We start from the raw sequence: 22,675 nt of genomic DNA on the forward strand, positions 1-22,675 counted from the left end.
AACGGGTGGACTTCAAGGCGGCGCTCACTACATTCGCCTTAACAACCCGCCGCCCTTCCGCAGGAATCCTCTTCATGGCCAATCTCGACATCGAACTGTTCCCGTGCCGCACCGATAATTTCGGCGTGCTCATCCACGATCCGGAAAGCGGCGCCACCGCCTCGATCGACGCGCCGGAAGAAGCAGCGATCCTGGCGGCGCTGAAACGCCGTGGTTGGACACTGACCCATATCCTGACCACCCACCATCATCCCGACCATGTGGACGCCAACCTGGCGCTGAAGACGCGCTATGAGGCGACGATCATCGGCCCGGAAAACGAGGCCTCGAAAATTCCGGGTCTCGACATGACCATTGGTGATGGCGGCGATTTTGAATTTGCCGGCCACAAAGTGCATGTCTTCGAAACGCCGGGGCACACAGCGGGACATATCTGTTTCTACTTCCCCGACGACAAGCTGCTGTTTTCCGCCGACACGCTGTTTGCGCTCGGCTGCGGTCGCCTGTTTGAAGGCACGCCGGCGCAAATGTGGACCTCGCTGCAGAAGCTGATGGCGCTGCCGGACGACACCGTCGTCTATTTCGGCCACGAATACACGCTCTCCAATGCCCGTTTTGCGGTGACGGTGGATCCCGACAATGCGGCGCTGAAATCGCGTGCGGCCGAGATCGAGGCTTTGCGCGCCGAGGGCGACTTTACCGCGCCGACGACGCTGGGGCTGGAAAAAGCCACCAACCCCTTCCTGCGGCCGCACGACGCCGGCATACGGGCCCATCTGGGACTGCAGAGTGCCTCGGATGCCGAGGTCTTTGCCGAGATCCGCAAGCGCAAGGATAATTTCTGATGGACGTTCAACTGCCGCTGTCGGCCCAGGCAATCATCGAGACGCTGAAAATGGAGCGCCATCCGGAAGGTGGCTGGTACATCCAGACATTCAAGGACAAGGCGGGCGGTCCGCGTGGCCACTCGACGGCGATCTACTATCTCTTGGAGCGCGGCGAACATTCGCATTGGCACCGCGTGCGCGATGCGGTCGAGGTCTGGCACTTCTATGCCGGGGCGCCGCTGGCGCTCAGCATCGCCGAAGACGGTAAACCGGCCACGACCGTCACGCTCGGCTCCAACATACTGATCGGCGAACTGCCGCAGGCCATCGTCCCGGCCAACGGGTGGCAATCGGCGGTTTCGCTCGGTGCCTGGACGCTGGTCGGCTGCACCGTCTCACCCGGTTTTGATTTCTCCGCCTTCGAGATGGCACCAGCAGACTGGCAACCGCCGGAAGCGTGAGCCTATTCGGCAGGTTGCGCGGCATTGGAGCGCTCACGGAAAATAATGTCCTTGGCCGCCAGCACTGCCCCACCCGTCACGAACACGCAGGCAAGCGCAATACGCCACGATGGCTCGGCAAAACCGAAAGCGATCAACACCAGCGTCGACAGCACCGGTGCGGCATAGCTGGCAACGCCTAGGATCTGGATATTGCCGTTCTTGACGCCGAAATCCCAGGCATAGAAGGCAGCTCCGACCGGCAACAGGCCGAGACCGGCAATGGCGATCCATTGCGTTGCCGTCTGCGGCCAGACCGTGGTTTCGAGGCCAAGATGGCAGAGGAACGACAGCGCTGCTGTTGCCAGGCAGAAGCCGGTGACGACATCCGTCGAGACGGCCTCGAACCGCCGCGTCAGCAGCGAATAGCCGGACCAGGTGAAGGCGCAGGCCAGAGCCGCGCTGTAGCCCATTACATAAGCGTCGTCGAACTGAACGCCATTGCGCGCGACGATCAGGATCGTGCCGGCAAGACCGCAGATGGCCCCGGCAACGTGATACCAGCGCAGCCGTTCACCCGGCAAAAGCGCAGAGCCGACGACGATCAGCAGCGGCCAGAGATAGGCAATCAGGCCTGCCTCGACTGCAGGGGCATTCCGGAGTGCCGTGAAATACAGGAAATGATAGCCGAACAGACCGGCAATGCCGACGATCCAGACTTTGGCGGGCTGCTTGAGAAGCGCAAGCCGCTCGGGCTTGAGCGCCAGCACGACGAGGCCGGGAATGCTGCCGATGGAAAAGCAGATGGCCGAAAGCTGGAAGGGTGGCATGGTTCCGGAGGCGGCGGTAAACAGCGCCAGCAGCGACCACATCAGGATCGCCGAAAATCCAATCAGCGTTGCCTTGACTTTCATACCCCGCCCCCCCGGCCTTGATTGATCGTCAGCTTCCGAAACGCGTCGCCCAGATGGTGACCGGGCCATAGTTCGTCGGGATGCGGACGTAGACCGGAGCATATACATTCACCGCCTCGGCCTTGGCAAACCAGATCTCCATGGTTTCCAGCTTGCGTAGGTAATCGACGTCATCGCGACCCTTGCGGAAGCCGGATTTCGGCACGAACTTGATGCCGCAGACGATGACATCGCCCTGGAAACCTTCGGTCTTGAAGGGCCGGGTACCCTTCGGTGAAAGCTTCAGGTCCATGCGCGATTCGCCATCAAAGACCGGCACGCTTTTCGGGCAAACCCGCGCATTGCCGGGAAAGATCAGACCGGAGAGCGGATCGACGACATTGCGCATATCCGCCTGCGTCACCGGTACCCAGTTTTTCGGGATCTTGCGCGGCGGCTTCATTGAGGCGGACACGACATCACCGTCGCGGAACTGGACGTCGATCGCCCGGCCCTTCTTGCCGGTCTGATACTTGACCCGATATTCCGACGCGGTGAGCTGGTCGCGGCCGATGACGCCGGAGACCGAGGTCTCGCCCGAGGTCTGGGCAAAGATATCGGCAAGCCCGGCCGAACTCATCGTGCCCGAAATGGTGTAGCGCTTGTCGTTCAACGCCGTGTGGAACGAAGCCTTTGCAATCGGCAGGCCGGCAAGCGAGATGCTGTAATCCGTGTTGTGCGTCACATCGACGGCATAAGCCGTGCCTGTGGAAAACGTTGCCGTGGCAAACGCCAGAAGCGCCGAGAAACCGATGCGGCAGTTCATTCCAGATGCCCTTCCATTTTCGCTCACGCGACCCGTCCGTTCATGTATAACCCTAGGCGATACGGCGGGTTTGCGGCATTTCTGCGCCGTGGAACCTGCTTTTGCCACAAGCCTTAACCCATGGACCAATAAAGTGGAATTGGCGGCTGCAAAGATGTATAGGACGGAGAGAATCTAAACCGAACGGCATCTCCGGCTTGAAAGACCCCGCGTTTCTCAAGAGTTTTTCCCGGAAAACGAAGGTTTGGCTTGACGCCGCGGCTCTCGCTGACTATAGAACCGCAACTTTCCAATCATGGCCAACGGAATGCGGCCTGGGCATATGGCCCGCCAACGCATGGACCGAAGGCGAAAAGAAAATAGGTGCATCATGTCCCGTAGTTGCGAATTGACCGGCAAGGGCGTCCAGTCGGGCAACAATGTGAGCCACGCAAACAACAAGACCAAGCGCAAGTTCCTTCCGAACCTGTGCCAGGTCACGTTGATTTCCGACGTGCTCGGCCAGCGTTACCGTCTGCGCGTTTCGGCCGCAGCCCTGCGTTCGGTTGAACACCGCGGTGGTCTCGACGCATTCCTGATCAAGGCTGACGAAATCGAGCTGTCGATGCGCGCTCGTCTGCTGCGCCGCCAGATCGTCAAGAAGACGGCTGCAGCCGTCGCTCTCGCCGCTTAATCGGCAGACTTGGCTCTACAGATTAAAAGGCTTGCCAGGGCAACCGGCGAGCCTTTTTCTCGTGTAAGATTACAATTAACCGTTCGCGGATTGCCGGGCTCTAGGTGCGGTGAATTGCGGGCTTAGATGACTCCAACTGGTGGCATACCCCAGGATAAAAAAATGCTGACAAACCGCACGTTCCTTACCTATGTCGCGCTGATGACCCTCGTGGTCGTGGCCTCGAATTTCCTGGTCCAATACCCCCTGCCCGGCTCGATCGCCGGCATGCAGCTGGGTGATCTCCTGACCTGGGGCGCCTTCAGCTATCCGATCGCCTTTCTCGTTACAGACCTGACCAATCGCCAGTTCGGACCCCGCACCGCACGCAAGGTGGTGATCGCTGGCTTTGCCGTCGCCATCGTGCTGTCGGTGCTGGTCGCCACACCGCGCATCGCCATCGCCTCGGGCTCGGCCTTCCTGCTCGGCCAGCTCCTGGATATCTCGGTGTTCAACAAGCTGCGGATGCAGAGCTGGTGGCGCGCGCCGCTGGTCGGCTCGCTGTTCGGCTCCTTCCTCGACACGGCAATCTTCTTCTCGTTCGCCTTTGCCGCGTTCTTCGTCTTCTTCGGCCCGAACGAGCCTTTCGCACTGGAAAGCGCCCCGATCCTCGGCGTGATGACGGCAGAAGCACCGCGCTGGATCTCCTGGGCGCTCGGTGACCTCAGCGTCAAGATCATCGTCGGCCTGGTGATGCTGTTGCCCTATGGCGCACTGATGAACGTGATCAAGCCGATGCCGGGAGCGAAGGCAAACGCCTAACCCGGAAAAGCTGCTAAAAGAATCGAACCCGCATCACCCCTTGATGCGGGTTTTTTCTTGCGCGTGGTTCTATTCGACCAGCCGGAATTCCAGCATCAGGTTGCGCTCGAGGATAGAGTGATTGTCGTCGGAAACGAGGATGAGGCGGATGTCGCCGCCGGGCTCCACCACGACGTCCAGACCTTCCATATTGTCGATCTGGTAGCCCATATCGGCGTTCAGCAGGATTTCGCCATCGACGACCGCGCCGGGCTTGATATCGTCACCCTTGATGCGGCGGATCTGCATGCCGATGCCTTCGGCAAAGCTGAAGCGGCGCTCCAGAATCAAAAGGTCACCGTTGGGCAGGAACGCGCCATCGGTGACCGCAAACGGGCCTTTGCGAACAACGCCGAAGACACCCTTGCGCGGACCATCGAGGACAGCGGCCAGCAGATGGCCGTTCTTGTCGAAGCTCAGCTCGGACACGACGGTGACGCCGCCCTTAAGCGGGCTGTCCTTTGGCGAAACGGCGATGGTTTCAAGCCCGCGATTGCCGCGCAGCGACCTCAACGGAATGAGGAGCGGCAGGGTCGCGACCGGCCCGGATTGGGCAAAGCCGGGGTCCGGATAGACGTCGACGCGGTGGAGCCCCTCATAGCTGGCGAGAACCTCCCCGTCGCGCAGCGCCACGCCTTCACAGTCCATGCGCTCCTTGACCTGCTCGGAGCGGCCATTGGCATCGATCATCGAGGTAACCGTCAGATCGCTCGTACCCGCCAGCCGGCCCTTCTGGTCGCGCTCGATTTCGCCTTCGACCCAATGGCCGGTATCCATGATCGCAAGGAACGATTTCCGGTTCGGGCGAAAACGGATCGACGAGATCGCGCCGAGCAGCTCGTTCGGCGACGACATCTCGATGCCGCCGATAAACTCCAGCTTGCCGAACAGTTTCTGGTCCGAACCGATCTTGAAATTCTCAATCTGCCGGCTTTTGACCGGAACGATTTCCGAAGGCGCCAGCGGTGCTGCAACCGACGGCACGACGGCCAGAAACAGGGAAAAGGCGGCGGCCTGAAACAGTGTCGCTTTCAAAAGACGTCCTTCCGGCATGCCGGCATGGAGCGCAAAGCGGCTCCGGAAAAATCAGCAAGCAATAGGCGGGCAAAGCCGGGACAATGGATGTCCCGGCCAGACAATATTGTCAGCTCGCACGCCGGCGCGCAGGCGCGGCCCGGCGGCGGGAATTCTCATCATCGAACAGCGACGCCAGCTGCTCGGTCATCGCCCCGGCAAGCTCGTCGGCATCAACGATGGTCACGGCCTTGCGATAGTAGCGCGTCACATCGTGACCGATACCGATCGCCAGCAGTTCGACCGGCGAGCGCGTCTCGATCTGGTCGATGACGGCGCGCAGATGGCGTTCGAGATAATTGCCCGGATTGACCGACAAGGTGGAATCATCGACCGGCGCACCATCCGAAATCATCATCAGGATCCGGCGTTGTTCGGAGCGCCCGAGCAGCCGGTTATGTGCCCAGATCAGCGCTTCACCATCGATGTTTTCCTTGAGCAGGCCTTCGCGCATCATCAGGCCGAGATTGCGGCGTGCGCGGCGCCACGGGGCGTCTGCGGACTTGTAGATGATGTGGCGCAGATCGTTGAGGCGGCCCGGCGTCTGCGGTTTGCCGCTGGCCAGCCATTTTTCACGCGACTGCCCGCCCTTCCAGGCCTTGGTGGTAAAGCCGAGGATCTCGACCTTGACGCCACAGCGCTCCAGCGTGCGGGCAAGGATGTCCGCGCAGGTGGCGGCGACGGTAATCGGCCGGCCGCGCATGGAGCCGGAATTATCGATCAGAAGCGTCACGACCGTATCGCGGAAGTTGGTGTCCTTCTCGCGCTTGAAGGAAAGCGGCTGCATCGGGTCGATGATCATGCGCGTCAGCCGCGCCGAATCGAGATAGCCCTCTTCCAGGTCGAATTCCCAGGACCGGTTCTGCTGCGCCATCAGGCGGCGCTGCAACCGGTTGGCCAGACGGCCGACCGCACCCTGCAGGTGGGCCAGTTGCTTGTCGAGAAAGGCGCGCAGGCGGTCGAGTTCGGCTTCGTCGCAAAGCTCTTCGGCCGTGGTGGTTTCGTCGAATTCTTCGGTGAAGACGCCGTAGTCGACCTTCTCGTTGAAATCGTCGAAGGGGTGGCTTGGGCGTTTGACCTCACCGGGCGTTTCGCTGTCATCCTCGCCGTCGTCCGACATCTCCTCTTCGGAGATTTCGGCACCATCCATTTCGCCTTCGTCCATCTGCTCGTCGGCAGATTCGTTCTCGTCGGCGGGCGCGGCGTCGGAACCGGCATCCTCGTCGGAGCTGTTTTCATCCTGCTCCTGGCTGCGCGGCTGGTCTTCGTCGGTCTGGCTTTCCTGATCGTCCGGCTCGACATCGTCATCGCCGTACTTTTCGGCCATCTCCATCGATGTCAGCATATTGCGCACGACACGGGCAAACGCCTGCTGGTCATTGACCGCAGCAGACAATTCCTTCATGTCGCCGGCCGCTTTTTCCTCGATGAAATCGCGCCAGAGATCCAGCACCTGACCGGCGGAGGCCGGCGGCTTCTGGCCTGTCAGCTTTTCGCGCACGATCAGCGCAACGGCCTCTTCGAGCGGGGCATCCGCCTGGCGGTCGATATTGCCGAAATTGGCCCGGGCGTATTTTTCATCCAGCATCGAGGTGATGTTGCTGGCAACACCGCTCATGCGCAACGAACCGATCGCCTCGACGCGCGCCTGTTCGACGGCGTCGAAAATACCGCGCGCATCAGCGCCCTGGGGCGCCATGGTCGCGTGGATACGGGCATTGTGGCAGGCCTTGCGCAACGCCATCGAATCACCGAGCCCGCGGGTGACCGCGAGCTCCTGGCGCGTCGGCCGCTTGGAGATTTCCGGCAGCCGCACGCGCTCGCCGGAAAGCCCCGGACGCTCGTTGGCAAATACGACTTCGATTTCCGAATCCCCGGCAATCGAACGGATGCAACCGGTCAGTGCGCGGCGGAATGGCTCCACGTCCACGACACCGGCCGGCCTTGCTTTCGAATTATCGCCCCGGCCTGCCATCGATCAGACCGTGGCTTCGAGCACGATATTGGCAGCACTTTCCTTCAGCTCGACACCGAAGGCGCGCTGATAGTGTTCCGCCACCAGCGCCCGCTCCAACTCATCGCACTTGTTGAGGAAGGTGACCCGGAAGGCAAAGGCGATATCGCCGAAGATATGCGCGTTCTCAGCCCAGGTAATGACGGTACGCGGGCTCATGACGGTCGACAGGTCGCCGTTGATGAAGGCTGCACGGGTGAGATCGGCAACGCGGACCATCTTCGAGACGGTGTCGCGGCCGCGATCCTTGGTGAAGCCCTTGACCTTGGCAGCGACGATATCGACTTCGTTGTCATGCGGCAGATAGTTCAGCGTGGTAACGATCGACCAGCGGTCCATCTGCGCCTGGTTGATCTGCTGCGTGCCGTGATAGAGGCCGGTCGTGTCGCCGAGGCCGACGGTGTTGGCCGTCGAAAACAGCCGGAAAGCCGGATGCGGGCGAATAACGCGGCTCTGGTCGAGCAGCGTCAGGCGGCCGGACGATTCCAGCACGCGCTGGATGACGAACATCACGTCCGGGCGGCCGGCGTCATACTCGTCGAAAACCAGCGCAACATTGTGCTGGTAAGCCCAGGGCAGGATGCCGTCCTTGAATTCGGTGACCTGCATGCCGTCCTTGACGACGATGGCGTCCTTGCCGACGAGATCGATACGGCTGACATGGCTGTCGAGATTGACGCGCACGCAAGGCCAGTTGAGGCGGGCCGCGACCTGCTCGATATGGGTCGACTTGCCGGTGCCGTGATAGCCGGACACCATGACGCGGCGGTTATGGGCAAAACCGGCGAGGATGGCGAGCGTCGTCTCGCGGTCGAAGAGATAGTCGGGATCGAAATCCGGCACATAGGCATCGGCCTTCGAATAGGCCGGCACGCGCAGATCGGTGTCGATACGGAAAACGTCACGGACGGAAACTGTCGTATCGGGGAGGTTGGAAATATCGAGGTCTACCTTGCTCATCATGTCTCCAGCACGGTAAAGCCCCTTGACTCGAATGGCGGGGGCGTTCCCGTCTATGCCTTTATAAAAGTGTGACCGTAATAAAACGGGTTCCTAGCAGAAGCCAGCCTGTTTTAACAATTGATATGCCTGGATCACGGCACGAAAACGCTCTTCCGATCCCCTGTCTCCGCCATTTGCATCGGGGTGATGCTTTTTTACAAGCTCTTTGTATGCCGTCTTCACATCTGCCGCAGTCGCATTGGCATGCAGACCGAGCGTTTCGAAAGCCTTGGCCTCCAATGTCTTCAGTTTGCGCAGCCGCGGTTCCTGCCGGTTGGCGCGAGCCCGCGCCTGATCGACAAAGCCGAAAGGGTCGCGCATGCGGGCCTGGGCACCGGCCGACCCGGAGCGCTGCTGCGACTGCTGCGGCGCATTCTTGGCATTCTTGTTCACCCCCACCGTCCATGTTGGGCGATGGCCGGTGATGGCTTCCTTCTGGTAACGGGCGATCTCGCTGTCGGACAGACCGGAGAAGTAGTTGTAGCCCTTGTTGTATTCCTTGACGTGCTCGAAGCAGAACATGAAAAATTCGTTTTCGGCATTGCGGCCGACCGGCGCGCGATGGATGGCATTTTCCTCGCACCCGTCCCACTGGCACTTGGGTGCCATTGGCTCAGGTTTCTGGGTCACCTTGCGGCGCGTCCGGATCCCGTCAAAGTATTTTGAATCAAGTTTCATGGCGCTAATTATGGTGCGTGGCGGACGCCACAACAAGAATTGACAAACGGGAATGTTGCAGGCTTTGTGAAGCTATTTTGCACCGCGCAAAACGCAATCCCGGACGGGCCGCTCGTTTGAGATCGATGCTGACCGAAAAGCCAGAAAAACGGGGCCAAAACATGTCGCTTCAAAGCCGCATCGAAACAAAACTCAACGCGGCATTTTCGCCCGAACGGCTGATCGTTGTCAACGAAAGCCATCTGCATGCCGGCCATCATCCGGATATCGACGGCACCGGCGAAACCCATATGCGGGTGCGCATTGTTTCCAGCGCGTTTATCGGCATGAGCCGCATCGCCCGCCACCGCGCGATCAATGATGTCCTCAAGACCGAAATCGACGCCGGACTGCATGCGCTCGCCCTTGAACCAGCTGTTCCCGGGGAAACAACCCGCTGGTAAGGTTAGAGATAGCCTTTATTGAAGCAACGAAGGTAGATCGAAGCGTTCAACCTCTGCCGAATTGACCGGATTGTAGCCAACATCTACAATCGCAGGTGGGGCGAGAGAATTATCGGATCGAGCGATCCATCCGTTATTACGACATACAGAAAATGTTAATCATAGGCGGAGCCGGTTCAAGGTTGTCCGGGGAGCCTCTTTTTTTGGGGTCAAGACGATGCTCAGGAGGTTTGGGCTTGTCGCGGCGTTCGTCGCCGCGTTTCTATCATACAGTGAGGTATCTGCAGCAACGCCGTCAGCCAAGAAAGTCGCGCTTGTCATGGGCAACAGTGCCTACAAGCATGCGGTCGAGCTGCCGAACCCGAAAAACGACGCCAAACTGATGGCGGAAACATTCCGCACGGCAGGCTTTACCGTTATCGAGGGTGAGGATCTCGACAAGACGGCGATGACCGCACTGGTCGATCAGTTCACCGAGATTGCCTATGACGCCGATATCGCTGTCGTCTACTATGCCGGCCACGGCCTGCAGGTCGATGGGCGCAATTATCTCGTGCCGATCGACGCACAGCTGGAAAAGGCAGCCCAGTTGCAGACCCGCACGGTGCCGGCCGAAAAATTCCTGGCCGCCCTGCCCCCGGATCCCGCCGTCAGCATCATCATCCTGGATGCCTGCCGCGACAATCCGTTGGCACGCTCGCTGGCAAAGGTCATGCCGGCCAGCCGCTCCGCCTCGATGGGCGTGGGTCTGGCGCCGGTACAGGCCAATAACCAGACAGCAGGCGCCGGCGGACTGCTGATCGCCTACGCCACAGATCCCGGCGCCGTCGCCTATGACGGTAAGGGCATCAATAGCCCCTACACGACCGCACTTGCACGGCATCTGACCACACCTGGGCTGGAAATCCAGAGCGCTCTGACACGGGTTCGCGCCGATGTTTCGGAAGCAACCGGTGGTGCCCAGCATCCCTGGCACAATGCCTCGCTGTCGCGTGAAGTGTTCATCGGTGGAGAGCCTGCGGCCGAGGCTGCAATCGCTACCCCCGCCGACGTGAAGCCTGCAGACGAAGCGACGGCGACCGGCGCAAATGATGTCAACTGGACCGTCGAGCAGAAACTCTGGGAAGAGGCGTCGAAGCGCAACACTGTCGCACATTACGAGCTTTACCTGCAGCAATATCCGAGCGGGAATTTTGCCACCCTTGCAAAGCTCAATCTCGACCAGCTGAGGGCAACAGCGACCACGCAGGTTGCGTCCGTTGCTCCGGCCGGTGAGGCAACGGCAGCCGCCTCGCAGGTCCGCACTGCCGTCGCCATGCCCGACGATGTCAAGCTCAGCGTCGGAACACCGGAAACCGAAACGGCGCTGAACCTCGACAAGGAAGGCAGGATCGATCTGCAGCTGCGGCTCGGCGCGCTCGGCCATGTCACCGGTGGTGCCGATGGCGCACTCGGCGCCCGCTCCCGCACGGCAATCGGCGCATGGCAGCAGCAGAACGGCATGGTCGAGACAACCTACCTGACACAGCAGCAGCACATGTTCCTTGTCGTTCAGACCGATCCGATGATGCCGCAAATCCGCGCTCAGTACGAAGCGCAGAAGGCAGCCATCGCTGTTCGCAAAGCACAGAACCCGGTCCGCCAGAAGGTGGCCGGACAGCGCGTCAAGAGACAGCAGGACGGGGCGACTCTGGAAGGCCCGGTCGAAAGAAACAATGGTGGGATGGATCCCGCAGGAGCTGCTTTTGCCGGCGGTCTTCTCGGCGGCGCTCTCGGTGGCATCATCGGCAGCCGCTAAAACTGACGCGGCTTACCTCTGTGCATCATTCAATGCCTTCGCTCTTCATCGAGAGCGGAGGCATTGTCACATCATCGGCCGATCTGATCCTCAGCCGAGTAATCCGGTTCTTCACCCGCTTCATCACGGTGAAGCGTTTGCCGTAGAACGTGAACGCCTGCCGCTCTTCCGGGATCGTCTTGGATTCGTGGATGACAAGACCGGCCACCGTCGTTGCTTCCTCGTCCGGCAGGTTCCAATCGAGTGCACGGTTGAGATCGCGGATCGGCACGCTACCATCGACGACGATCGAGCCGTCCGCTTCCTGACGCACGCCCTGAATTTCGATATCGTGCTCATCGGAAATATCACCGACGATCTCTTCCAGAATATCCTCCAGCGTCACCAGCCCCTGCACCTCGCCATATTCATCGACGACAATGGCGAAATGCACCTTGCGGCGCAGAAAGGCGTTCAGCTGTTCTTTCAGATTGGTGGTTTCCGGCACGAACCACGGTTTTTGCGCGATACGGACAATATCGAGATTTTCCGGCTCGACATCCGGTTCCGCCAGCGCCCGCAACAGGTCCTTGGCGTGCACGACGCCGATAATGTTGTCGGTCGACCCGCGCCAGACCGGCATGCGGGTATAGGGGCTTTCGAGCACCGCGCGAACCGCCACTTCCGGTGCATCGTCGGCATTGATGCCGCGCATCGAGGTGCGGTGGATCATGATGTCGGAGATTTCGAGTTCGCCGAGATCGAGAACACCGCCGAGCCGATCGCGGTCGGCCTTGATAACGGAGCCTTCGCGGTGGAGAAAATCGACGGCACCGCGCAGCTCCTCATGCGCGGTCAGCATCGGCATTTCCGAAGACAGATTGATGCCAAACAGGCCAAGAATGCGCCGGACGATCCAGTTCACCAGGCTTGAAACCGGGCCGACAACCATGACAACGATATTGACCACCCGCGCCACCGTCAGCGCAAACCGGTCCGGCGATGCGATCGCCCAGCTCTTTGGCAGCACTTCGGCAAAGATGACCAGGATGACGGTCATCGCAAGCGTCGCATAGGCAACGCCGGACGCACCGAAGAAATGCAGGAACAGGCTGGTGGCGATCGACGACGACAGGATGTTGGCGAGGTTATTGCCGATCAACAACACGCCGATCAGCCGGTCACGGCGCTCGATCAGGCGGTTGACCAGCCCGGCACGCTCATCACCATTGTTTTCCAGCGTATGCATGCGGGATCGTGACGCCGCAGTCAGTGCGGTTTCCGAGCCCGAGAAAAACGCCGACAGCAGGATCATCAAAAGGATGATCAGGATGCCCGGACCATAGTCCGCCAGGAAAACCATGAATGTCTCGTTGCTCATCCCGGGTATTTTTCCTTGAGAAACGCGGTGACTTCCGATCCCGGAACATCGTCAGCAACGAACGACTGGCCGATACCGCGCGTCAGGATGAAGGTGAGCTTGCCGCCACTGACCTTCTTGTCCTGCGCAATCGCGTCCATCAGCTTTTCCACAGGCGGCAACGTGCCGGGAATGTCGTCCATGCGGGTCGGCAGACCCACTGTCTTCAGATGGGCTTCGACGCGCTTGGCATCATCGGGGCTTGCCAGATTCATGCGGGCCGAAAACTGATACGCCAGCACCATGCCGATCGCCACGCCTTCGCCATGGACCAAACGCGTACCATCATACTGTGTTGCCGCTTCCAGCGCATGGCCGAATGTGTGACCGAGATTGAGCAGCGCACGACGGCCATTCTCGCGCTCGTCGGCAGCCACCACATCGGCCTTGGCCTGACAGCTGATCGCGATCGCCTCGATGCGGGCGTCACCACCGGCAAACACCGCCTGCCAGTTGTTTTCCAGCCAGGCGAAGAAGTCCGGCTTGTCGATCAGTCCGTATTTGGCGACCTCGGCATAACCAGCCCTGAACTCGCGCGGGCTGAGCGTATCCAGCACATCGGTATCGGCGAGCACCAGGTCGGGCTGGTGGAAAACGCCGATCAGGTTCTTGCCGTGCGGCGAGTTGATACCGGTCTTGCCGCCAACGGAACTGTCCACCTGCGCCAAGAGCGAGGTTGGGATCTGGATGAACCGCGATCCGCGCCGGGCAATACCGGCTGCAAAACCGGTGAGATCGCCGATGACGCCGCCGCCGAGCGCGATGACGGCATCGTTGCGCTCGATCCGGGCGCCGAGGATTGCCTCGCAGACGGGGATCAGGTGTTCGAAACTCTTGGTCTTTTCACCAGCCGGCAGAACCAGCGACACGGCCGTGATGCCCTTTTCCTTCAGGCTTTCCATCAACGGCTCGAGATAGAGCGGCGCGACGTGCTCGTCGGTGATGACAGCCATGCGGCGGCCCTTCAGCCGCCCGGCGATCTCGCCGGCGGCAGTGGCGATCAGGCCGGGGCCGATAAGGATATCGTAGGAACGGTCGCCCAGATTGACGCGAACGGTTTTGCGGGCGGATGGGCTGGCACTGGTCATGGCTTCACTTTTTCGGGAGACTGGCGAGAGCGGCGAGAACCTCTTCCACCATCACCTCTTTTTTCACATCGCGGGACAGCACCGTCAGGTCCGCCTGCGCATAGATCGGATAACGGGCGTGCATGAGGTTTTCGAGCGTCTGCTTGGGGTTTTCTGTTTTCAGCAGCGGACGGCTGTCACGCTTGTTGACACGCTCCCACAGCACGTCGAGTTCGGCATTCAGCCAGACGGACAGGCCATTTCGTTTGATATGCTTGCGGGTGCGCTCATTGATATAGGCACCGCCGCCAGTAGAGACGATGCGCGGGCCTGTGTTCAGCAGCCGCTTGATGACGCGAGCCTCCAGCGCACGAAACTCGTCTTCGCCGTAAGCTGCAAAAAGCTCGCTGATGGTCATGCGCGACACGCGCTCGATCTCATGATCGGAATCGACAAAGGGAATGCCGAGCGCCGATGCCGTCATCCGGCCGATCGCCGATTTTCCGGCCCCCATCAGACCGACAAAGACCAGGTTTCGTCGCCCGAGCGCGGCCTTCGCTCGCCCGATCAGCGCTTCGGAAACCGGTTCAATCACGTCGCTCATGCAGTTTCAATTTCCCCGTTCCGTTCCGGTATCGACAAAACAGCTGGAAGCGTCAAGACTTCACGGCATACAAGGCAACGGGAATTCCGTGCGATACAGCGGTTCTTGCACTTGCAAACAGGCATGGTCATATAGACCCCTGACCTAGGAGTTGAAAATGCCCACCCTGTTCCGGTTCCTGTTCATCTGCGCCCTGATCGCCGGCGTGATCTATGGAACGATGGTGGCGCTGGTGACCTTCGTCAATCCGGTGGAGCGCGACGTGACGATCCGCATCCCCTCAGAGCGGATCAACAAGCCGCAATGATCGATCTCTCCGCCGCCCATATGGAATCCTTCCTGGAGATGATGAGCGCCGAACGCGGTGCTGCCAACAACACACTGATCTCCTATGAACACGATCTGGAAGACGCCTATTCCTTCCTCAAGCAACGCGGCATCAAGCCGACCGCCGCGACCTCTGATGATCTGCGTGCCTATCTCTCGCATCTGGCGCAGCAGGGCTTCAAGGCCTCGTCGCAAGCCCGCCGATTGTCGGCGCTGCGGCAATTCTACAAGTTCCTCTATGCCGAAGGACTGCGCACCGACGACCCGACCGGCGTTCTCGACGCGCCGAAGAAAGGCCGCTCGCTGCCAAAGGTGCTGAGCATCGACGATGTCTCGAAGCTGATTGGACAGGCAGAACAGGAGGCGGCGAAAAGCGGAGATGATACGGTGGCGCGGCTGCGCATGCACGCGCTGATCGAACTGCTTTATGCCACCGGGATGCGGGTCAGCGAACTTGTCTCGCTACCGGCCTCGGTGCTTGCCCAGAACGGCCGCTTTCTCGTTGTTCGCGGCAAGGGCAACAAGGAACGCATGGTGCCGCTGTCACACTCGGCGATCCGGGCGATGCAGGCCTATGGCACGGCGATGGCCAGCGACAATGCCGCCCAGAAAACCCCGCCACCAGAAAGCCCGTGGCTGTTCCCTTCCTCTGGCAAGGCGGGCTATCTGCCGCGCCAGGTTTTTGCCCGCGATCTCAAGGATCTTGCCGCCCGCGCCGGCATCCGGGTGGCTGCGATTTCACCGCATGTGCTGCGCCATGCCTTTGCCAGCCACCTTCTGGCCAATGGCGCCGACCTTCGTGCCGTGCAGGAACTTCTCGGGCATTCGGACATTTCAACGACACAAATCTATACCCATGTACTGGAAGAACGGCTGCATCAGCTGGTCCAAAACCATCACCCTCTTGCCAAACAGGCGAAAAAACAGGATTAGGAGCGCCAGAACCCTTGGCCGGGACGACGGGATCGTCATGTCCGAAGCCTCTGACGCAATATGATCGGAAACGCATCACATGCACAATTATCTCGATTTCGAAAAACCAATCTCCGATCTCGAAGGCAAGATTCACGAGTTGAAGAAGATTGCCAGCGAGGACGAGAGCATCGACACAGCCGACGAAGTGGAGCGCCTTGAAGTGCGCGCCCGCGAGGCGATGGCCGAAATCTATTCCAAACTGAACCCCTGGCAGAAAACGCAGGTCGCGCGCCACCCGCAGCGCCCGCACTTCCAGGAATATGCCGCCAACCTGTTCACCGAATTCACGCCGCTCGCCGGCGACCGCAAGTTTGCCAATGACGAAGCGATCCAAGCCGGTCTGGCGCGTTTTCGCGGTACCCCTGTCGCCGTTATCGGCCAGGAAAAGGGCAACGACACCAAGTCGCGCATCAAGCACAATTTTGGCAGCGCCCGTCCGGAAGGCTACCGCAAGGCGATCCGCGTCATGGAAATGGCCGATCGTTTCGGCCTGCCGCTGATCACCCTGATCGATACCGCCGGCGCCTATCCCGGCATCGGCGCCGAAGAGCGTGGCCAGGCGGAAGCCATCGCCCGCTCGACGGAAATGTGCCTCAACATGCGCGTTCCGATCGTCTCCGTCGTCATCGGCGAAGGTGGTTCCGGCGGCGCGATTGCAATCGCCACCGGCAGCCGCGTCTACATGCTCGAGCACTCGATCTACAGCGTGATCTCGCCGGAAGGTGCAGCCTCCATCCTCTGGCGCGACTCGACGCGTGCCAAGGAAGCGGCGACCAACATGAAGATCACCGCCGAGGACCTGAAATCGCTGGGCATCATCGACGGCATCATAACCGAGCCGGTCGGCGGCGCGCATCGCGATCCGAATGCTGTGATCGAGAAGACCGGCACTGTCATCGCCGACGCGCTCAAGGAACTTTCGGGCCGCACGGGCGACGAACTGCGCTCTGACCGCCGCCAGAAATACCTGGCCATCGGCCGGCAGCTTTAATCACATTTGCTGGTTCTAAGCGGGTTCACAGTGAAAATGGAGTGCACGGTCCAACCTTGGCCATATTCGTGCGCTCTGGAACGCTTGCGGTAAGGCGCTTTTGTAGGGTTAATATTTTGTGAAGTATAAGGGAATATTGATTCCCTGTGGACTGCCGAAACGGAAACGCCACGTTCGACAATTTTCTTGATGGACCTATGCCGATGCGTTTGACACATCTTGTTGCCACCGCTGCCATCGCCGCGCTCCTTGCGAGCTGCACCGCCAATGAGGCGATGGACACCGTCGATGTCGACCTCAAGAAGGTCTCCAGCAAGGTCAATTACCAGCTCTCCGGAAAAATCGTCCAGAAGATGCAGGCGATGAGCATGGCGAAGGATTCGCCGATCATGCTGCGCATTTTCAAGGAGGAAGGCGTTCTCGAGGTCTGGAAGGCCAATTCGTCCAACCGTTTCGAAATGCTGCGCCAGTACAAGATCTGTGCCTGGTCGGGCAAGCTCGGACCCAAGGTCAAGGAAGGCGACCGGCAGGCGCCGGAAGGCTTCTACCCGATCTCGCCGGGCCAGATGAACCCGAATTCCAGCTATTATCTCGCCATCAATACCGGCTTCCCCAATCGCTTCGATCAGGCCAACGGCCGTTTCGGCACCAATCTCATGATCCACGGCGCCTGTTCGTCGTCCGGTTGCTATTCGATGACCGACGAGCAGATGCAGGAAATCTTTGCGCTGTCGCGCGACGCCTACAAGGGTGGCCAGCAGGCCATCCAGTTGCAGGCCCTGCCCTTCCGCATGACCGCAGAGAACATGGCGCGGCACAAAAACAGCCCGAACATCGACTTCTGGAACATGCTGAAGCCGGGCTACGACCAGTTCGAAATCACCAAGCGTCCGCCGGAAGTCAACATCTGCGAGAAGAAATATGTCTTCAACCAGCAGACCGACGGCAAATTCTCGCCGACCGGTCAATGCCCCGCCATGACGACACCGGCAACGATGCAGGGCGCGCTCGCCTCCTACAACGCGAAATACAACGAAGGCTACGCCAAGGCGACAAAGAAGCTCGACGGCATGGTCTGGTACGAGCCGACAGAAGCCGAACGCAAGGCGATCGTCGCCAAGCAACGCGTCGGCAAGGAACTGGCTTACGCCCCGACCGGTACGTCGCTCGATGCCGGCAAGCTGATGAAGGTTGCCGATCTCGAAAAGCAGGAAGCCCGCCGCACTGAACTGGAAGAGGCCAAGAAGGCGATCGAGATTCAGCAGGCCGAACTGGAAAAATCCACCCGCAACGGCAAGAGTGTTCCGGTGCCTGTGGAAAACCCGCTGCCCAAACCGGTGCTGCAGGCCGCCGTCGAACAGCCAGGTGCTGCGCGCAAGGGCTTCTGGGGCAGCCTGTTCTCCAAGGGCGGCGCCGATGCGCAGCAGCTGGAGCCGGCAGCCGAAGCACCCGTCGATGCGGCTCAGCAGCAGCCAGCCGGCCAACCGCAGGCAGTGCAACACTCCGTAGCCGTCGCAACCCCGCAACCAGCAGCTACCGCGACGGCGAAGAAGCCGGCCGATGCAGCCGCCGCTCAGACAGTCGCCAGCACCGAGGCCGCACCGATGGCCGAGCAGGCCGTTGCAGAACAGCAGCCGAAGAAGCGGCCGTTCTGGAAAATCTGGGGCAATTGATGCCCGATGGCTTGATCTATGACCTCAAAGGGCTGAAATGCCCCTTGCCGGTCCTCAGAACACGTAAGCGCATGCTGACCCTTGCCCCCGGCACGCTGATCACGGTCGAGACGACCGATCCGCTCGCCATCATCGACATTCCGCATTTCTGCAATGAAGACGGCCACAGACTGGAGCAATCCGAAACGCTGGCCGGGGGCCATCGCTTCATCATCCGCAAGAAGGCTTGAGGTCGAATAGCCCGGCTGGGCCGTCAATCCGCCTTAAACATGCACTCTGTTCGGCTCTCCGATCCGCATCTAAAAAAATCTCAAAAAAAATTCAGATTGCTGTCGATCGGAGCCAAGCTCGTTCGTCGTATGATCAGGAAGGCCGCTCCGGCTTCCAATAATCAGAGGAGAAGACAATGCGTGTGATGGTCATCGTCAAGGCGACGAAAGATAGCGAAGACGGCATCATGCCCTCGACCGAGCTTCTGGAAGCCATGGGCAAATACAACGAAGAGCTGGTCAATGCCGGTGTCATGATGGCCGGAGAGGGCCTGCACCCGTCGGTCAAAGGCAAGCGGATCGCCTTCGACGGGCCAAGCCGTACCGTTATCGACGGCCCCTTTGCCGAAACCCGCGAGCTGATCGCCGGCTTCTGGCTCTGGGAAGTCAAGGACATGGCCGAAGCCGTCGAATGGGCCAAGCGCTGCCCCAACCCGATGCCCGGACCAAGCGAACTGGAAATCCGGAAGGTATTCGAAGCAGCCGATTTCGGTGAGGCGTTTACGCCGGAACTGGCCGAGCAGGAAGAGCGGCTGCGCGAAAAGGCAGCCAAGCGTTAAACCGGTCGATCGACGTCAAGCCGCCGTGGCGGCTTGACGCAACCGCTGCTGCTCGCTTAATCCGGAGGTATGGCAGCAAGCGAAACACACCAGGCAATCGAGACGGTTTTCCGGATCGAACAGGCTAGGCTGATCGGCAGCTTGGCGCGCATGGTCAGGGACGTGAGCCTTGCCGAAGAATTGGCGCAGGACGCTCTGGTGATCGCCTTGTCCGAATGGCCGAAGACCGGCGTCCCCAAAAATCCCGGCGCCTGGCTGATGGCGGCGGCCAAGCGCCGCGCCATCGACGGTTTCCGCCGCAAGAAGATGCTGGTGCGTAAACATGCCGAAATCGGCCGCGACCTTGAAGACGAACAGGATACCAGCGCCGAAGATCTGGAAGTTGCACTGGATGACGATCTCGGCGACGAACTGCTCGGCCTGATTTTCATCGCCTGCCACCCGGTTCTATCGGCGGAGGCACGCGCCGCGCTCACCCTTCGCCTGGTTGGCGGATTGACGACCGACGAGATCGCACGCGCGTTTCTTTCCAATGAAACAACCATCGCCCAACGGATCGTCCGGGCCAAGAAGACGCTCAGCAATGCCGGCCTGACCTACGCCGTGCCGCGCGGGCCGGAGCGCAAGGAACGGCTCGCTTCGGCGCTGGAGGTGGTCTACCTGATTTTCAACGAAGGCTATTCGGCCACCACCGGCGAGGACCTGATCCGCCCGGCACTCTGCGCCGAAGCCCAGCGCCTCGGCCGTATCCTCGCCGGTTTATTACCTGAAGAGCCGGAAGTGCTGGGCCTGCTGTCGCTGATGGAAATCCAGGCCTCCCGCCTCGCCGCCCGTGTAGCGCCCGATGGTTCGCCGATCCTGCTGACCGAGCAGAACCGTGCCCACTGGGACCAGTTGCTGATCCGCCGTGGACTGGCGGCCCTGCAGCGCGCCGAAGCGCTCGGCGGTGCCAACGGCCCTTACGCCCTGCAGGCGGCGCTGGCGGCCTGCCACGCACGCGCCCGCAAGGCGCAAGACACGGACTGGCAGAAAATCGCTGGCCTCTACGATACGCTGCGCGTGATTATGCCGTCGCCGGTGGTCGATCTCAATCGGGCGGTGGCCCACAGCATGGCCTTCGGACCGGAAACCGGTCTCGCACGCCTCGACGAGATCGATGCGGCAGCGGGATTGAACAATTATGTACCCATGCCGGCAGCAAGGGGGGATTTCCTGTTCCGTGCCGAGCGGCTGGCGGAAGCACGGGTTGAATTCGAGCGTGCGGCAGACCTGACCCGCAATGCCCGCGAAAAGGTGTTCTTTCTGGCCCGCGCAGCTGCCTGCGGCGTTTGATCCGTTACCCTCTAATCCGCCGGACCGTCATCCCCCAACAGATCGTGATCGGCCCAGTCGCCTCTCGGAATTTCGCTGCCTACCGCGAAGGCAAACGATACGACTTGGCTCAGGTCCGGCGTCACCTCGCAGGTGAAGCCGATATTGTACCAGCGGCCCTTGCTGCGAAACGCCCCGCCATCGGCCTGGAGTTTTTGCCCGGAGACCTCGGTATCGGCCATCGCATAGGCCACCAGAAAGTCCGGCTTCAGCGTAGCGTTCCAGAGGTGGACCTGCTCCATCGCCTCGATATTGCAGAGCTGGACGATGCGCTCGGAGGGCGCTAGCTGTCCCAGCGTCTTGCGTGCTTTGGCGCTGCGCGGATCGGCCAGCACCTTCGCCGACTGAAGATGCGTTGCCTGAACCATGACGCTTGCTTGAGCACGTGGTTTGTCCGTGGGCAGCTTGGTGAATTTCGGCACAGGACTTACGGTCAATGGTATGGGCGACGCATCATTCAGGGGTACGGGCTCTGGCAGTGTCTGGGTTTCAGCTACCGGAGGCCTGCTTGCGGCTTCAAACTGTTGCGGCGTCAAAACGTCGACACTGACGCTGTCTTGCGATGACGGAACCTGCCGGCGTGGCGTTACGGCCAGAAGCAGGGCAAGCCCGATCAGGACATGGAACCCGAGCGAGGCGCTGATACTCCAGCCGCCGGGACGGCTGGCTGGATAGGCTGGCGCCCGCATGTTGCCGATGACTTCGCCCGCCTCGCAAAACATGCCAGCCCCTTGACGGTGCGTTACATCCGCAGCCCGGGAACCGCCAGCGGGTTGTCCTCAAGCGCCTGCCGGTCCGGCCGGTCGATGCGCGGCTTGCCGGTGAACGCGTCGAAAAGGTCGCGCACGAACGCTTCCGGCAGATCCTTGGTAATCAGTACCATACGCGTGCGCCGGTCGGAGGGATCCGGCCAAGCAGCCATGCGCTGCGGCGTATGGAACACCGTCTGCACGCCATGCAGGATCAGCGGCCGGTCCGGATTGTCGGACATCGAGACGATGGCCTTCATCCGCAAAAGCTTTTCGCCATGGGCGGAGCGCAGCAGATCGACAAACATTTCAAGCGCCATCGGATCGATTGGCCGGTCGTGAACGAGGCTGAACGAGCGGATGTCGGCACCGTGCCGGTTTTCGTCGTGGTGATGATGGTCATGGCCGCAATTTTCGTGGCCGCAATGCTCATGATCATGATGGGCAGCATGGTCGTGGTCGTGATGATGATCATGGTCCGCTGCCGCCTCGTCCTGCAGCCAGCGGCCGACATCGGCGATCTTGGTTCCGGGATCGTAGAGCCCGCACTGGAAGAGCTCCGCCTTGCCAGCCTCGGGCAGATCGCCGTCGATCATCGGTGCGCGCGGATTGAGCGCCCGCAGCCGCGCTTTCAGCGAGATCACCGCATCCGGCGTCGCCAGCGACATCTTGCTGATCACCAGCCGATCCGCCATCGCCACCTGCTTGACCGCCTCTTCGTGATTGTCGAGCGTCGAAAGACCGTTGGCTGCATCGACGACGGTGACGACGCCATCGAGCCGGTAGCTCTGGGCGATGACCGGATTTCCCACCACCGACTGCAGCACCGGCGCCGGATCGGCAAGGCCAGTGGTCTCGATAACCACGCGCTTCAACGGCTTGATCTTGCCGGTCTGCATCCGGTCCATCAGATCGGCCAGCGTATCGACCAGTTCTCCACGCACCGTGCAGCAGAGGCAGCCATCCGACAGTTCGATAATGCCGTCGCTCGATGCTTCCACCAGCAGATGATCGAGTGAGACATCACCGAATTCGTTGATGATCACGGCGGTGTCGGTAAGATCGGGATCCTTCAGCAGCCGGTTGAGCAGCGAGGTCTTTCCCGCGCCGAGAAAACCGGTGAGGATCGACACCGGCACGGCGTTCAGCAGAAGGCTCATGGATTTATCCGATCAGTATGCG

At 60.7% G+C, this 22,675-nt stretch carries 24 protein-coding genes; 13 read left to right on the forward strand and 11 right to left on the reverse strand.

Features of this window, described 5'->3' with window-relative positions; genetic code table 11:
- Positions 1-74 precede the first annotated feature (74 nt).
- Both gloB and ACQY8Q_RS07790 read left to right on the forward strand, forming a co-directional pair.
- Positions 75-845 (forward strand): hydroxyacylglutathione hydrolase, encoded by a 771-nt coding sequence (gloB, locus tag ACQY8Q_RS07785; protein ID WP_428426082.1) that lies wholly within the window; start codon positions 75-77, stop codon positions 843-845.
- Positions 845-1,288 carry a cupin domain-containing protein gene (locus ACQY8Q_RS07790; RefSeq protein WP_428426083.1) on the forward strand — a complete coding sequence of 148 codons (444 nt, stop codon included), beginning with the start codon at positions 845-847 and terminating at the stop codon, positions 1,286-1,288. The genes gloB and ACQY8Q_RS07790 overlap by 1 nt, the downstream gene beginning before the upstream one ends.
- A gap of 2 nt (positions 1,289-1,290) precedes the next feature.
- On the opposite strand, the gene yddG is transcribed toward ACQY8Q_RS07790, so the two are convergent.
- The gene (gene yddG / locus ACQY8Q_RS07795; protein WP_428426084.1) at positions 1,291-2,181 is read right to left on the reverse strand and encodes an aromatic amino acid exporter YddG; all 891 of its coding nucleotides are present in this window, start codon (positions 2,179-2,181) and stop codon (positions 1,291-1,293) included.
- A gap of 28 nt (positions 2,182-2,209) precedes the next feature.
- On the reverse strand, positions 2,210-2,986 hold the full coding sequence (locus tag ACQY8Q_RS07800; protein ID WP_428426085.1) for a DUF3108 domain-containing protein: 777 nt from the start codon (positions 2,984-2,986) through the stop codon (positions 2,210-2,212).
- Between the two features lie 370 nt (positions 2,987-3,356).
- On the opposite strand from ACQY8Q_RS07800, the gene rpmB reads away from it, so the two are divergent.
- On the forward strand, positions 3,357-3,659 hold the full coding sequence (gene rpmB / locus ACQY8Q_RS07805; protein WP_428426086.1) for a 50S ribosomal protein L28: 303 nt from the start codon (positions 3,357-3,359) through the stop codon (positions 3,657-3,659).
- Positions 3,660-3,821: 162 nt separating this feature from the next.
- A complete protein-coding gene (locus tag ACQY8Q_RS07810) occupies positions 3,822-4,460 on the forward strand; it encodes a queuosine precursor transporter (RefSeq protein ID WP_428426087.1) in 639 nt (212 codons plus the stop codon).
- A gap of 69 nt (positions 4,461-4,529) precedes the next feature.
- Here the strand turns inward: ACQY8Q_RS07810 and ACQY8Q_RS07815 are convergent, their stop codons facing one another.
- From ACQY8Q_RS07815 to ACQY8Q_RS07830, 4 genes are all read right to left on the reverse strand, one after another.
- Positions 4,530-5,552 (reverse strand): esterase-like activity of phytase family protein, encoded by a 1,023-nt coding sequence (locus tag ACQY8Q_RS07815; RefSeq protein WP_428426088.1) that lies wholly within the window; start codon positions 5,550-5,552, stop codon positions 4,530-4,532.
- Between the two features lie 91 nt (positions 5,553-5,643).
- Complete coding sequence (cobT, locus tag ACQY8Q_RS07820) at positions 5,644-7,548, reverse strand: cobaltochelatase subunit CobT (protein ID WP_428426089.1); 1,905 nt, start codon at positions 7,546-7,548, stop codon at positions 5,644-5,646.
- Positions 7,549-7,551: 3 nt separating this feature from the next.
- Positions 7,552-8,547 (reverse strand): cobaltochelatase subunit CobS, encoded by a 996-nt coding sequence (gene cobS / locus ACQY8Q_RS07825; protein WP_428426090.1) that lies wholly within the window; start codon positions 8,545-8,547, stop codon positions 7,552-7,554.
- Between the two features lie 93 nt (positions 8,548-8,640).
- Positions 8,641-9,276, reverse strand: coding sequence for a J domain-containing protein (locus ACQY8Q_RS07830; protein ID WP_428429706.1), 636 nt, complete (start codon positions 9,274-9,276; stop codon positions 8,641-8,643).
- Positions 9,277-9,428: 152 nt separating this feature from the next.
- Between ACQY8Q_RS07830 and ACQY8Q_RS07835 the strand changes: the two genes are divergently transcribed.
- On the forward strand, positions 9,429-9,710 hold the full coding sequence (locus ACQY8Q_RS07835; RefSeq protein WP_426229565.1) for a BolA family protein: 282 nt from the start codon (positions 9,429-9,431) through the stop codon (positions 9,708-9,710).
- 217 nt (positions 9,711-9,927) lie between these two features.
- Entirely contained in the window at positions 9,928-11,508 is a 1,581-nt protein-coding gene (locus ACQY8Q_RS07840; RefSeq protein WP_428426091.1) for a caspase family protein, read from the forward strand.
- 25 nt (positions 11,509-11,533) lie between these two features.
- On the opposite strand, the gene ACQY8Q_RS07845 is transcribed toward ACQY8Q_RS07840, so the two are convergent.
- The 3 genes from ACQY8Q_RS07845 to ACQY8Q_RS07855 are packed head-to-tail and all read right to left on the reverse strand — an operon-like array spanning position 11,534 to position 14,578.
- A complete protein-coding gene (locus ACQY8Q_RS07845; RefSeq protein ID WP_428426092.1) occupies positions 11,534-12,868 on the reverse strand; it encodes an HlyC/CorC family transporter in 1,335 nt (444 codons plus the stop codon).
- Positions 12,865-13,995, reverse strand: coding sequence for a 3-dehydroquinate synthase (gene aroB, locus ACQY8Q_RS07850; RefSeq protein WP_428426093.1), 1,131 nt, complete (start codon positions 13,993-13,995; stop codon positions 12,865-12,867). The genes ACQY8Q_RS07845 and aroB overlap by 4 nt, the downstream gene beginning before the upstream one ends.
- Positions 13,996-13,999: 4 nt before the next feature.
- Positions 14,000-14,578, reverse strand: a complete 579-nt coding sequence (locus ACQY8Q_RS07855) for a shikimate kinase (RefSeq protein WP_428426094.1) — start codon at positions 14,576-14,578, stop codon at positions 14,000-14,002.
- Between the two features lie 157 nt (positions 14,579-14,735).
- Here ACQY8Q_RS07855 and ACQY8Q_RS07860 point away from each other — a divergent pair, with 157 nt between their 5' ends.
- From ACQY8Q_RS07860 to ACQY8Q_RS07890, 7 genes are all read left to right on the forward strand, one after another.
- Positions 14,736-14,885 (forward strand): hypothetical protein, encoded by a 150-nt coding sequence (locus tag ACQY8Q_RS07860; protein WP_037163889.1) that lies wholly within the window; start codon positions 14,736-14,738, stop codon positions 14,883-14,885.
- On the forward strand, positions 14,882-15,838 hold the full coding sequence (gene xerD, locus ACQY8Q_RS07865) for a site-specific tyrosine recombinase XerD (protein ID WP_428426095.1): 957 nt from the start codon (positions 14,882-14,884) through the stop codon (positions 15,836-15,838). Before ACQY8Q_RS07860 ends, xerD begins: the two co-directional genes overlap by 4 nt.
- A gap of 79 nt (positions 15,839-15,917) precedes the next feature.
- On the forward strand, positions 15,918-16,871 hold the full coding sequence (locus tag ACQY8Q_RS07870; protein WP_060639459.1) for an acetyl-CoA carboxylase carboxyltransferase subunit alpha: 954 nt from the start codon (positions 15,918-15,920) through the stop codon (positions 16,869-16,871).
- A gap of 203 nt (positions 16,872-17,074) precedes the next feature.
- Positions 17,075-18,544, forward strand: coding sequence for a L,D-transpeptidase family protein (locus tag ACQY8Q_RS07875; protein WP_428426096.1), 1,470 nt, complete (start codon positions 17,075-17,077; stop codon positions 18,542-18,544).
- Complete coding sequence (locus ACQY8Q_RS07880) at positions 18,544-18,774, forward strand: sulfurtransferase TusA family protein (RefSeq protein ID WP_428426097.1); 231 nt, start codon at positions 18,544-18,546, stop codon at positions 18,772-18,774. The genes ACQY8Q_RS07875 and ACQY8Q_RS07880 overlap by 1 nt, the downstream gene beginning before the upstream one ends.
- A gap of 176 nt (positions 18,775-18,950) precedes the next feature.
- Entirely contained in the window at positions 18,951-19,373 is a 423-nt protein-coding gene (locus ACQY8Q_RS07885; protein WP_428426098.1) for a YciI family protein, read from the forward strand.
- Between the two features lie 69 nt (positions 19,374-19,442).
- The gene (locus ACQY8Q_RS07890) at positions 19,443-20,705 is read left to right on the forward strand and encodes an RNA polymerase sigma factor (protein ID WP_428426099.1); all 1,263 of its coding nucleotides are present in this window, start codon (positions 19,443-19,445) and stop codon (positions 20,703-20,705) included.
- Between the two features lie 11 nt (positions 20,706-20,716).
- Here the strand turns inward: ACQY8Q_RS07890 and ACQY8Q_RS07895 are convergent, their stop codons facing one another.
- Together ACQY8Q_RS07895 and ACQY8Q_RS07900 are read right to left on the reverse strand one after the other, a co-directional pair.
- Positions 20,717-21,466 (reverse strand): DUF930 domain-containing protein, encoded by a 750-nt coding sequence (locus tag ACQY8Q_RS07895; protein WP_428426100.1) that lies wholly within the window; start codon positions 21,464-21,466, stop codon positions 20,717-20,719.
- Between the two features lie 20 nt (positions 21,467-21,486).
- Positions 21,487-22,653 carry a CobW family GTP-binding protein gene (locus ACQY8Q_RS07900; RefSeq protein ID WP_428426101.1) on the reverse strand — a complete coding sequence of 389 codons (1,167 nt, stop codon included), beginning with the start codon at positions 22,651-22,653 and terminating at the stop codon, positions 21,487-21,489.
- Positions 22,654-22,675 lie beyond the last annotated feature (22 nt).

The sequence above is a fragment of the Pararhizobium sp. genome (assembly GCF_965279435.1).
In the GTDB taxonomy this organism is placed as follows: domain Bacteria; phylum Pseudomonadota; class Alphaproteobacteria; order Rhizobiales; family Rhizobiaceae; genus Pararhizobium.

Coding starts and splice junctions, on each gene's coding strand:
- gloB (WP_428426082.1), top strand. CDS start 75: ATGGCCAATCTCGACATCGAACTGTTCCCGTGCCGCACCGATAATTTC.
- ACQY8Q_RS07790 (WP_428426083.1), top strand. CDS start 845: ATGGACGTTCAACTGCCGCTGTCGGCCCAGGCAATCATCGAGACGCTG.
- yddG (WP_428426084.1), bottom strand. CDS start 2,181: ATGAAAGTCAAGGCAACGCTGATTGGATTTTCGGCGATCCTGATGTGG.
- ACQY8Q_RS07800 (WP_428426085.1), bottom strand. CDS start 2,986: ATGAACTGCCGCATCGGTTTCTCGGCGCTTCTGGCGTTTGCCACGGCA.
- rpmB (WP_428426086.1), top strand. CDS start 3,357: ATGTCCCGTAGTTGCGAATTGACCGGCAAGGGCGTCCAGTCGGGCAAC.
- ACQY8Q_RS07810 (WP_428426087.1), top strand. CDS start 3,822: ATGCTGACAAACCGCACGTTCCTTACCTATGTCGCGCTGATGACCCTC.
- ACQY8Q_RS07815 (WP_428426088.1), bottom strand. CDS start 5,552: ATGCCGGAAGGACGTCTTTTGAAAGCGACACTGTTTCAGGCCGCCGCC.
- cobT (WP_428426089.1), bottom strand. CDS start 7,548: ATGGCAGGCCGGGGCGATAATTCGAAAGCAAGGCCGGCCGGTGTCGTG.
- cobS (WP_428426090.1), bottom strand. CDS start 8,547: ATGAGCAAGGTAGACCTCGATATTTCCAACCTCCCCGATACGACAGTT.
- ACQY8Q_RS07835 (WP_426229565.1), top strand. CDS start 9,429: ATGTCGCTTCAAAGCCGCATCGAAACAAAACTCAACGCGGCATTTTCG.
- ACQY8Q_RS07840 (WP_428426091.1), top strand. CDS start 9,928: ATGCTCAGGAGGTTTGGGCTTGTCGCGGCGTTCGTCGCCGCGTTTCTA.
- ACQY8Q_RS07845 (WP_428426092.1), bottom strand. CDS start 12,868: ATGAGCAACGAGACATTCATGGTTTTCCTGGCGGACTATGGTCCGGGC.
- aroB (WP_428426093.1), bottom strand. CDS start 13,995: ATGACCAGTGCCAGCCCATCCGCCCGCAAAACCGTTCGCGTCAATCTG.
- ACQY8Q_RS07855 (WP_428426094.1), bottom strand. CDS start 14,578: ATGAGCGACGTGATTGAACCGGTTTCCGAAGCGCTGATCGGGCGAGCG.
- ACQY8Q_RS07860 (WP_037163889.1), top strand. CDS start 14,736: ATGCCCACCCTGTTCCGGTTCCTGTTCATCTGCGCCCTGATCGCCGGC.
- xerD (WP_428426095.1), top strand. CDS start 14,882: ATGATCGATCTCTCCGCCGCCCATATGGAATCCTTCCTGGAGATGATG.
- ACQY8Q_RS07870 (WP_060639459.1), top strand. CDS start 15,918: ATGCACAATTATCTCGATTTCGAAAAACCAATCTCCGATCTCGAAGGC.
- ACQY8Q_RS07875 (WP_428426096.1), top strand. CDS start 17,075: ATGCGTTTGACACATCTTGTTGCCACCGCTGCCATCGCCGCGCTCCTT.
- ACQY8Q_RS07880 (WP_428426097.1), top strand. CDS start 18,544: ATGCCCGATGGCTTGATCTATGACCTCAAAGGGCTGAAATGCCCCTTG.
- ACQY8Q_RS07885 (WP_428426098.1), top strand. CDS start 18,951: ATGCGTGTGATGGTCATCGTCAAGGCGACGAAAGATAGCGAAGACGGC.
- ACQY8Q_RS07890 (WP_428426099.1), top strand. CDS start 19,443: ATGGCAGCAAGCGAAACACACCAGGCAATCGAGACGGTTTTCCGGATC.
- ACQY8Q_RS07895 (WP_428426100.1), bottom strand. CDS start 21,466: ATGTTTTGCGAGGCGGGCGAAGTCATCGGCAACATGCGGGCGCCAGCC.
- ACQY8Q_RS07900 (WP_428426101.1), bottom strand. CDS start 22,653: ATGAGCCTTCTGCTGAACGCCGTGCCGGTGTCGATCCTCACCGGTTTT.